Below are 8,429 nucleotides of genomic sequence, written 5' to 3'. Positions count from 1 at the left end.
GCCCCGCCGCCACGGCCTGACCACCGCCCGGAACCGGGCTCCACCACGCCACGACGCACCATCAGACACCACCCACCCAACAACGTGACAGCGCCTTGAGGATGACTGCTCCGTCCAGAACGATCTGGCGGAGCGGATCAGCCAGTTCAACTACGAGTCCAATACCGGCGCGGCGGTCATGGCCTTGTTCCCGGCCCATTGGAGCGGGAGCGCCGGCGATACCGTGACTCTCCGGGGGGACGGGAGCATCGCCCTCGACATGGACGGCGTGTTCGGACTGCCGGAGCCGTTCGACCGTGTCGCCCCTCCCACGCTGATCACCACCACGACCGGTATGGCGGTACTCAAGGCCGACCACCCGGCCAACCAGACCATCGAGTCCGGGTTCCGGGCTCTGAACATTCCGGTCCCCGAGGTGATCCAGGCGCTGAGCGCCCGCGAGGCCGCGCTCGCCGGCGACGGACCCACGATTCACTCCTTCACATCGGAGGTGCTGGGGAGGTGGAGCGGATGGAACGAGCCGGTCTCCACCGCCTTGCTCGACAACTGGGCGGACCCTCTCTACGACCAAGGCCGCCTGACCCCTGAGGCCTTGGACAAGCTGAGGTCAGAGGCCAGTGTCATCCACCGGCAACTCACCCCGGTCTGGCGCCGCAAGGTCGACCAGTCGCGGCTGCTGCTGCTCGACACCCCGCTCGGCGACGGGCTGACCCTGTACGACCTGGTTTGCGGACAGGCCGCCGTCGACCCCGGCTTCGAGACCGGCTTCGAGGACTCGCGCCTGATCGAGATTCTGAAGGCCCTCTCCTCGGCCGAGCGAGCGGTAACTCTCGCTCTCGGTGCCCGTGGGGTCACCACCTGGGCCGAAGCGGCCATGGCCGCTGGTGCTGCGGAGCCGGAGAGGCAGGGCGAGAGGGTCCGCCGGAAGGTGAAGCGGCTTGCTGGGCGCATCACCGACCCCTCTACCGCGGCCGAGGCGGCCACGGTGAGCGGCCGATGAGCGCCCCTGCCCCTGTCGCAGCCCGCCCGGCCCGGCGCCGGGAGGTGGTGTTGCGGATCGCTCTGCCGGGGATTCCGGCCTGCACCGCGGTACTCGGCACCGGCAGCGTCGGCGCGGCCCTGGTCCACGGCGCCATCCCGGCAGCATCCCCGCTCGTGTGGCCGCTCGTGGTCCTCGCCCTCGGCACGATGGCGTACGACGTCGGGCTCCGTGCCCTGCGTCGCCGCGACGGCTGACCACGCTGCCGCACGGCAACGAGGTCCCTCCCGGGCCAAGGTGCGTGCGCCCACCCCGAGCCCTGGCGCACCCTGGGCCTGGCACTCTCGGCGCTGGGCCCGGGCCACGTAGTGCTCGGCCGGCTCCTGCTTGTGCTGAGCTTTCGTGCCCGCCGCCTCGGCGGCGGGCGCCTCGACTTCGGCGAGGCGCGCCCACGCTGCCTGTTCCCGGGCGGCGCTCTGGCTCGGGGGCCCGGGGCGGCGCTGGTGGCCTCCCGGCTGCGGGCGCTGGCCGAAAGGGGCGCGGGCAGGCAGGGGCCTCAGTCGCCGTCCTGCGGGGGGACAGTCACTCAGTGGTTCTTCAACGGCCGTCGCACGGGTCGTCGCCCACAGGCATCGGCTTGGTGTCGGCCGCCAGGCAGGAGGAGTACACCCGCGGCGGAGTGGACTGCGGCTGTGGTTCCATCGCCTCGCTCACGGCGATAATCGCCACGGCGCCAGCGCAGATCAGCCCCGCTGTCACGGCGAGCCCTGTACGGCGGCTCACCGGTCGCCGCTGAAGTGGTCGAGAATTTCATCGCTGCAGTCGTCCGCGCCGACCCGGGTTCGCGTGAAGGCCAGCACGCCGTCGTCGTTGCCTTCCCTCTTGGCCTTGGCCAACTGCGTCTCGATGTCCGCGATGTACTCGGCGCACTCGGCGCTGACGGGCTTCTCGGGCTGCGGGTCAGGCGCCGGCAAAGCGTTCAGTGCGGCGGTGGCAGCGATACCGGCCACGCACAGCACCGCCCACGCGGCAACCCACGTGCGGCGGCTCATCCGTAACGGCTTGGGCATGTAGGCATCCTACGAGCGTCACGCCGGGCCTCTTCCAGATCCCCGGAGCCGAGAGCGGCGCAGCTGGCTTCATCGAAACGTGGACGGGGGCGCTGTCACGTTGTTGGGTGGGTGGTGTCTGATGGTGCGTCGTGGCGTGGTGGAGCCCGGTTCCGGGCGGTGCTCAGGCCGCGCTGGCGAGGCCGGCGACGCCGGTGAGCTGCTCCCAGATTGCGAAGCGGACGGTCATCTCGGCTCGGTAGTCGTGTGCGGGCATCAGGTGGCGGCGGGGCCGGAAGTGGGGCGAGATGCCGCTGAACGCGGAGAGGAACCGCTGGGCCCCGCCCACGGAGCGGAAGCCCTTCATCGCCCGTTCACGCTGCCTGGTCAGCTGGTGGCAGTTCTCCGCCCGGTTGTTCAGGTACTTCGACTGCCGGTGCTCGACGCACGGCATGACCTCGCGGAGGGCCGTATGAGCGGAGCTTGTCGGTGACGACCACCCGCGGCACCACACCGGTCCTCTTCATCAGCCTGCGGAAGAAACGCCTGGCCGCGGCCTTGTCCCGCCGGCTCTGCAGCAAAACGTCCAGCACGTTGCCGTCCTGGTCGACGGCCCGCCACAGGTACTGCAACCGCCCGTTGATCTTGATGAAGACCTCGTCCAGGTGCCACTTGTCCCCAGGCCGAGGCTGCCGGCGACGCAGCGCGCCTGCGTAGGTCTGCCCGAACTTCGCGCACCAGCGGCGGATCGTCTCGTAGGAGACGACGATCCCGCGCTCGAGCATCAGCTCTTCGACCTCGCGGAACGACAGTGGGAAGCGGAAGTACAGCCACACACAGTGGGAGATCACCTCGACCGGATACCGGTGCCCCTTGTACGACAGCGCCGCGCTCCCCACGGACGACCCCTCCCAGCCTGTCGACCCGAAGATCATCCCACCGGTCAGCCAACGTGACAGCGCCCGATGGTCTGCTGCTGTTCGCGGACCTCCTTGCGCAGCCGCTTGAGCTCCTCGCGCTCGGTCTGCCTTCGCCCGGCGGTACCAGCCGCGCAGGGACTCGGAACTGATGCCGAGTTCCCGGGCGACGGCGGTGACCGTCTTGCCCGAGGAATCGACGAGCGCGATCGCGTCCCGCTTGAACTCCTCGGTGTACCGCTTCGTGTACTTGCTTTGAGAGCGTCGACCAGGATGGCCAACGTCCTGGACGCGCAGACTGCGAAAAAGTTCCGCTCGCTGCATTCGGCATGTGGTGTGCTCCACTGCGAGCTCCCGCCGTCCGGCAGTATGACATTGTGACCCTGATCCCCAAAACGTATGACGGCGCCACAGACCCACTTCGGATCCGACTGGCAGCGGCCGGGGCCGCGGTGATGACCGTCGGCGTGGGGTTGGGGCTCAGGGCCGTGGCGGCAGGGAACGTGGCCAAGTACGGCGGAGACGCGCTGTACACCATCTTGCTGCTCACTCTTGTCGTTCTGGTGACGCCACGGGTCACGCCCCTGCGGGCCGCCGCAAGCGCGCTGACCGTCAGTTGGGCAGTCGAGTTTCTACAGCTCAGCCAGGTACCCGCAGAACTCTCCCAGCGCAGCACCCTCGTCCGCCTCATGCTCGGTTCCACCTTCAATCCACCGGACCTGTTCTGGTACACGGTCGGGGCGGCAGCGGGCTGGCTCAGCCACACCGCAGTGCGTTCCTTCCCCTCACGCCGAGGTGCCAGGGACGGTTGAGGCCAACCGCTTAGTACTCCAGTTGCGCTTCTCCATTTTCCCTGGTCAGCACGCCTGTTTCGAGTCTAGTGAGCTGACGCCGCATCAGGGCGATGGTGGTTCGTGACCCACCCGATCGAGGTGCGTGCGGCGCTGGTAGTGGCAGTGGCGGGCGACGGCTTGATGGCGTCGGCGCCAGTGCGACCAGCGGAGCCGGTGCCGGGGCCTCGGTAGCCAGGTTGCGGGGGAATGGGCAAGATCCAGGAGCCGTCGCACTTCTGCCACGGGGAGGGGAACGAGGCTGCTCGGACCGTTTCTTCGGCCCCCTTTTCGAGGGCGTGGGCGGCCATCGCGGCCAGGAAGGTGTGCGCGAGCATGGCCAGCGTGATGTGGCGGTACCAGCCCACATAGCGGCGGACTTCGTACTGGTCCAGGCCGCACTCGTTCTTCGCGGCCTGGAAGCACTCCTCGATGGCCCATCTGGAGCCGGCCCCGCGGACCAGTTCGGAAACGGTCGCCTCCGCGGGGGCGAAGGCAAGGTAGTAGGCGATCTCCTCGGGGCGGGCCAGGCTACGGCGGGCCAGCACCCAGCGGTGATGCGCGGGTGCCCCGCCGTTCGCGTCGTCGGCGGCAGGGAGCCTGGCTGCGGCCCAGTCGTAGACCCTCGGCCCCTTCGCGCCGTCCCCGCAGGAGATCCGCTCCCAGGCATCGGCCGGAGCGCCGGTCAGTACGTGGTCGATGCGCCAGCTCCCCACAGGGGACTTGACCTGCTGCGACTTGGGCACCGCCAGGACGTAACCGACACCGGCCTCCTCCAGCATCCGCCGGAAGTGCCACTCCTGCCCGTAGGCCGCATCGGCGGTCACCCAGGCGATCGGCAGCGCGGAGTCGAGTGCCCTCAGCACCATTGCCCGCGCCAGTTCGGGCTTCGTCGCAAAGGACCTGTCCTCAGGAATTCTCGCCGTGCGGCACCGATCCGGGTCATCGGTCCAGGACCTGGGCAGATACAGCTCCCGGTCCACCAGAGCCCGCCCCCTCGCCGAGGCATAGGCGGCGAACACGCCGATCTGGCAGTTCTCTGTGCGGCCGGCTGTCCCCGAGTATTGGCGCTGCACTCCGGCTGAGACCGTGCCTTTCTTCAGGAAGCCGGTGTCGTCCACGATCAGGACACCGTCAGGCCGGCCGAGCCGATCGGCGACGTATTCCTGCAGGTCATCACGGATCTCGTCTGGATCCCACTGGCACCACGACAGCAGCCGCTGCAAGCCGTACGGGGTGGCATGGCCTGCGTGCTCGGCGAGCTGCCAGCTGTTCTTCCGGCCCACCGGGCCGAGCAGCCCACGCACATAGTCCTGCATCCGACGCCGCGGCTCGATGCGGCCGAACCGCTGGCCCACCCGCAACAGCAACGACTCCAACTCGGTGGCCCACAGCCCTGCTTCGCTATCCGGCTCCATGGCAGGCTCAACGCACCTCGATCGGGTGGGTCACGAACCACCATCGCCCTGATGCGGCGTCAGCTCACTAGACTCGAAACAGGCGTGCTGACCAGGGAAAATGGAGAAGCGCAACTGGAGTACTAAGCTTGTTCTTTTTCTTCCGGCCCCGAACGACGTCTCGAACTGGGTCGCTCACCAGGGGGTTCGCCAGACGCGGGGGCGGCCTTCGTCTGATCATGTGCTCCGACCAAGGTGCACATGACCAAGACGAAGGCCGTGATGGTGAGTCTGTTGCCTGATGCAGTCCGGAGGGAAGCGTTCGCGGAAGCGTCACGCTTCCGGGGAGAGTTCTACGAGTGCCTGACCGCACGACGCGACGAGTTGTTCGAGCTGGTGGACGCGGTGCTGTGTGCGGACGGTGCGGTGAAGTCCCCGGTGGACCTGACGCTGCTGCCCGAACATCGACGTGAGCACGGAGCGATGTACGGCGGTCCGAACCATGGCCGGATCGATTCCGGTCGGTTACGGACTGTGCTGGGCGAACTGTCGCTGCCGCGGTTCGGTGGCGGGCGACTGGTCCTGGCGGTCGATGTGTCGCCGTGGCTTCGCTCGGACGCGCCGTGCTCGGCGGAGCGGCTGTTCTGCCACGTCTACGGCCGGGCGAAGACGGCATCGCAGTTCATCCCGGGCTGGCCGTACTCCTTTGTCGCCGTGCTGGAGCCGGGTGCCATGGCTTCAGCCAGCAGTTCGTCTCTTGGGCGTCCGTTCATGTCCTCATCGTCTCCGGTCGCCCGCCCTCGACCAGGAGGACCAGGTCGGTTGGGCGGTGTGGGGGTTGGGACAGCTTTTCTTGCGCGGCCCCGCGGCGGACGGGGCGTAGACGCCCTTGACTCAGGAGTTCGGGCAGGACCACCGATGGCGTTGGGGGCAGCGTCGGCGGTGTGCACGACGTTGAGGGGCGGTGCGTGGGCGCGGCGCAGATCCTTGCACACGGAGGGCCCTCGCGCCCCGACGTATCCCCGCCATGGCGTTTCTTTACAGGATCTGAAAGACCTTGTAGGCGATACCGCCTTCGACGAGGTATCCCGACCCGACGCAGACTGTGTCGTTGAGCCATGCGTAAGGCTCGGCCCCCGTCTCGAAAAGCGGGTTGGTCCGGAAGTAGTAGTGGGCGGGGTCGATCCGGTACCGCTCGTCGGGGTCGTCCAGGGCGTCGCGCACCTCGGGCGGGGTGACCCAGCGGCCGCCGTAGGTCATGTGCAGGAGGGCGTCGTCGTGGGTGCGCAGTGTCAGGCGTACGTCCAGGGTCATCGCTCCGTCGGGGGCGAACAGCGCCCAGTCTCCCCCGCCGGGGAGGACGTCGCCGCTCAGTCTGGTGCCGTGGAACGTGCCGCCTGCCGCACCGAAGAGGACGCGCCGGCCGAACGGGCCGCTGCCGATGGGCAGGTGGGGGTTCAGGTCGACGACCATGTCGAAGAGGTGCGCTGTCCGGATCTCGCCGACGTCCTTCACACGCGGGTCTGCCGTCATGCCGCGTCGCCTCCTGCGATCGCGGGGAACAGCCTCTGTCGGACCGCGTCCGTCGAGACTCCCGACTGGGCGCACAGCGTCGCCAGGTCGAAGAAGAAGCGTTCTCCTGCGATCAGGTCGTCTTTGAAGGTGAACTGGATGAACACCGGTATCTCAGCACGTTCGCCGTTAGGGACACCGAACCGGTTGCCCGTCATGGTCAGCCGCGCTGTACCCCAGCACACGAGCGTGTCGCCGTTGTTCGCGTGGCCGTGCAGGACGACGTCGTAGTCGGGGAACGAAGCGAAGAACCGCCGTAACGCTTTCTCGTTCTCGGCCAGGCCCCGAGTCGTTGTACCGAAGGCCGGGGTCTCGAGGACCATGTCTGGGTGGAAGAGCCGCAGGGCGGCTGGAACGTCCTGTCGGCTCTTGGCAACGGCGAGCGCGTGCGCCAGTTCGAACCTGCGTTGTTCATGCATAGGTGCCTCCTTCAACGTGCCTGCAAAGTAAACGTACGATCGGTCGTATGCTTGAGGCAAGCGCATGACAGGATGGAGTCGATGAACGAGCACTCAGGGAGCCGAGGGCGACAAGTGGCCGTGTCTTCAACGGAAGCAGCAGGCGCGACCGTGACGGACCAGCGCCTCGTCCGCGGTGCCCGGACCCGGCACAAGATCACGCGCCACGGCGTCGACGTCGCCTCCCTGGAAGGGCTCAACGGGCTCAGCATCGGCCGTCTGGCCACCGACCTGGGGCTGAGCAAGAGCGGCATCCAGACGCTCTTCAAGACCAAGGAGAACCTGCAGCTCGCGGTCGCGGAGTCGGCGCGCGAAGAGTTCACCGAAGCGGTCATCCGCCCCGCACAGACCGCTCAGCCGGGCACCGCCCGGCTCCGCGCACTGACGGAACGCTGGATCTCCTACATCGAGGCACCGTTGTTCGCCGGAGGCTGCTTCTGGGCGGCCTGCCTCCCCGACTTCGACAGCCGGCCCGGGAAGGTCCGTGACACCCTGCTGCTCCACCGCCGCACCTGGCTCGCTCTTCTCGCCGGCGAACTCGACTGCGCCGTGAACACCGGGGAGATCGCCCAACTGGACGTGGACCTCACGGCCTTTCAGATCGACGCTGTACTCAACGCCGCAAACACCGCACTGCGCCTGGGCGAAAGTGACGCGTCCTCAAAGGTTCGCTGCGTGGTCGACGGGTTCCTTGCACCCCCGCACTGACAGGCGACCCCCGCACGAGAAGCGCCTCGACGGCCAACGCGTGGCACTTCGCGGGTGGCGGAGGCCGCGGCAACGCCGCCGACGAGGACAAGGACCGCGAGGAGTGATCGCGAGGAGTGGGGGAGCGCCTGGGTGGAGACGGGACAGGCGTCTTCACCCTGGCCGCCGCACTGAAGGTGCGCCGGGCCCCGGTTCGAGGACCTCGTCGGCAAGTGCCCCGGCGGGTGCTTCCTCGCAGTCGACGGCGTGGATGACGCCCCGGTCGGGCCCGCGGCCGCCGTCCATCTTCTGCAGGACCCACTTCCTGTGGAACAACGACAAGGACACCATCTACCTGTACAAGCCCTCAGGCAGCCGCGCCGACGTCCACGCCTACACCAACCGTGACGACGACCCCGACGGCAACGGCTACATCAACTTCCACGGCGCTGTCACGTTGTTGGGTGGGTGGTGTCTGATGGTGCGTCGTGGCGTGGTGGAGCCCGGTTCCGGGCGGTGGTCAGGCCGTGGCGGCGGGGC

The 8,429-nt window shown here is 68.2% G+C and carries 8 protein-coding genes and 5 pseudogenes; 6 read left to right on the top strand and 7 right to left on the bottom strand.

What is annotated here, in order from left to right; all coding sequences use genetic code 11:
- The first annotated feature begins 223 nt into the window (after positions 1-223).
- On the top strand, positions 224-1,000 hold the full coding sequence (locus ACZ6TU_RS38765) for a hypothetical protein (RefSeq protein ID WP_467682299.1): 777 nt from the start codon (positions 224-226) through the stop codon (positions 998-1,000).
- Positions 997-1,236 (top strand): hypothetical protein, encoded by a 240-nt coding sequence (locus tag ACZ6TU_RS38760; protein WP_467682301.1) that lies wholly within the window; start codon positions 997-999, stop codon positions 1,234-1,236. Before ACZ6TU_RS38765 ends, ACZ6TU_RS38760 begins: the two co-directional genes overlap by 4 nt.
- Before the next feature lie 340 nt (positions 1,237-1,576).
- Here ACZ6TU_RS38760 and ACZ6TU_RS38755 read toward each other — a convergent pair whose 3' ends face one another.
- The 4 genes and pseudogenes from ACZ6TU_RS38755 to ACZ6TU_RS38740 all read right to left on the bottom strand — a co-directional run.
- Positions 1,577-1,708 (bottom strand): hypothetical protein, encoded by a 132-nt coding sequence (locus ACZ6TU_RS38755; protein WP_467682303.1) that lies wholly within the window; start codon positions 1,706-1,708, stop codon positions 1,577-1,579.
- Positions 1,709-1,758: 50 nt separating this feature from the next.
- Entirely contained in the window at positions 1,759-2,049 is a 291-nt protein-coding gene (locus ACZ6TU_RS38750) for a hypothetical protein (RefSeq protein ID WP_467682305.1), read from the bottom strand.
- A 163-nt stretch (positions 2,050-2,212) separates the two neighbouring features.
- Positions 2,213-2,963 (bottom strand): annotated as a pseudogene (locus tag ACZ6TU_RS38745) (IS6 family transposase).
- A gap of 93 nt (positions 2,964-3,056) precedes the next feature.
- Positions 3,057-3,269: pseudogene (locus ACZ6TU_RS38740) on the bottom strand (transposase); the annotation flags it as partial.
- Positions 3,270-3,400: 131 nt separating this feature from the next.
- On the opposite strand from ACZ6TU_RS38740, the gene ACZ6TU_RS38735 reads away from it, so the two are divergent.
- Entirely contained in the window at positions 3,401-3,757 is a 357-nt protein-coding gene (locus tag ACZ6TU_RS38735; RefSeq protein ID WP_467682307.1) for a ribosomal maturation YjgA family protein, read from the top strand.
- Positions 3,758-4,047: 290 nt separating this feature from the next.
- Here ACZ6TU_RS38735 and ACZ6TU_RS38730 read toward each other — a convergent pair.
- Positions 4,048-5,193 (bottom strand): annotated as a pseudogene (locus ACZ6TU_RS38730) (IS701 family transposase); the annotation flags it as partial.
- Between the two features lie 261 nt (positions 5,194-5,454).
- On the opposite strand from ACZ6TU_RS38730, the pseudogene ACZ6TU_RS38725 reads away from it, so the two are divergent.
- A pseudogene (locus ACZ6TU_RS38725) lies at positions 5,455-5,904 on the top strand (transposase); the annotation flags it as partial.
- A 306-nt stretch (positions 5,905-6,210) separates the two neighbouring features.
- Here the strand turns inward: ACZ6TU_RS38725 and ACZ6TU_RS38720 are convergent.
- On the bottom strand, positions 6,211-6,705 hold the full coding sequence (locus ACZ6TU_RS38720; protein ID WP_467682309.1) for a DUF3237 domain-containing protein: 495 nt from the start codon (positions 6,703-6,705) through the stop codon (positions 6,211-6,213).
- A complete protein-coding gene (locus ACZ6TU_RS38715; protein WP_467682311.1) occupies positions 6,702-7,163 on the bottom strand; it encodes an ester cyclase in 462 nt (153 codons plus the stop codon). Before ACZ6TU_RS38715 ends, ACZ6TU_RS38720 begins: the two co-directional genes overlap by 4 nt.
- A gap of 150 nt (positions 7,164-7,313) precedes the next feature.
- On the opposite strand from ACZ6TU_RS38715, the gene ACZ6TU_RS38710 reads away from it, so the two are divergent.
- Both ACZ6TU_RS38710 and ACZ6TU_RS38705 read left to right on the top strand, forming a co-directional pair.
- Positions 7,314-7,910, top strand: a complete 597-nt coding sequence (locus tag ACZ6TU_RS38710) for a TetR/AcrR family transcriptional regulator (protein ID WP_467682313.1) — start codon at positions 7,314-7,316, stop codon at positions 7,908-7,910.
- Between the two features lie 298 nt (positions 7,911-8,208).
- Positions 8,209-8,337, top strand: a pseudogene (locus ACZ6TU_RS38705) (lamin tail domain-containing protein); the annotation flags it as partial.
- Between the last annotated feature and the right edge of the window lie 92 nt (positions 8,338-8,429).

The sequence above is a fragment of the Streptomyces sp. NPDC052064 genome, from assembly GCF_055585925.1.
Note: the sequence above shows the minus strand (reverse complement) of the source record. Positions and strands in the feature narration are given on the sequence as shown.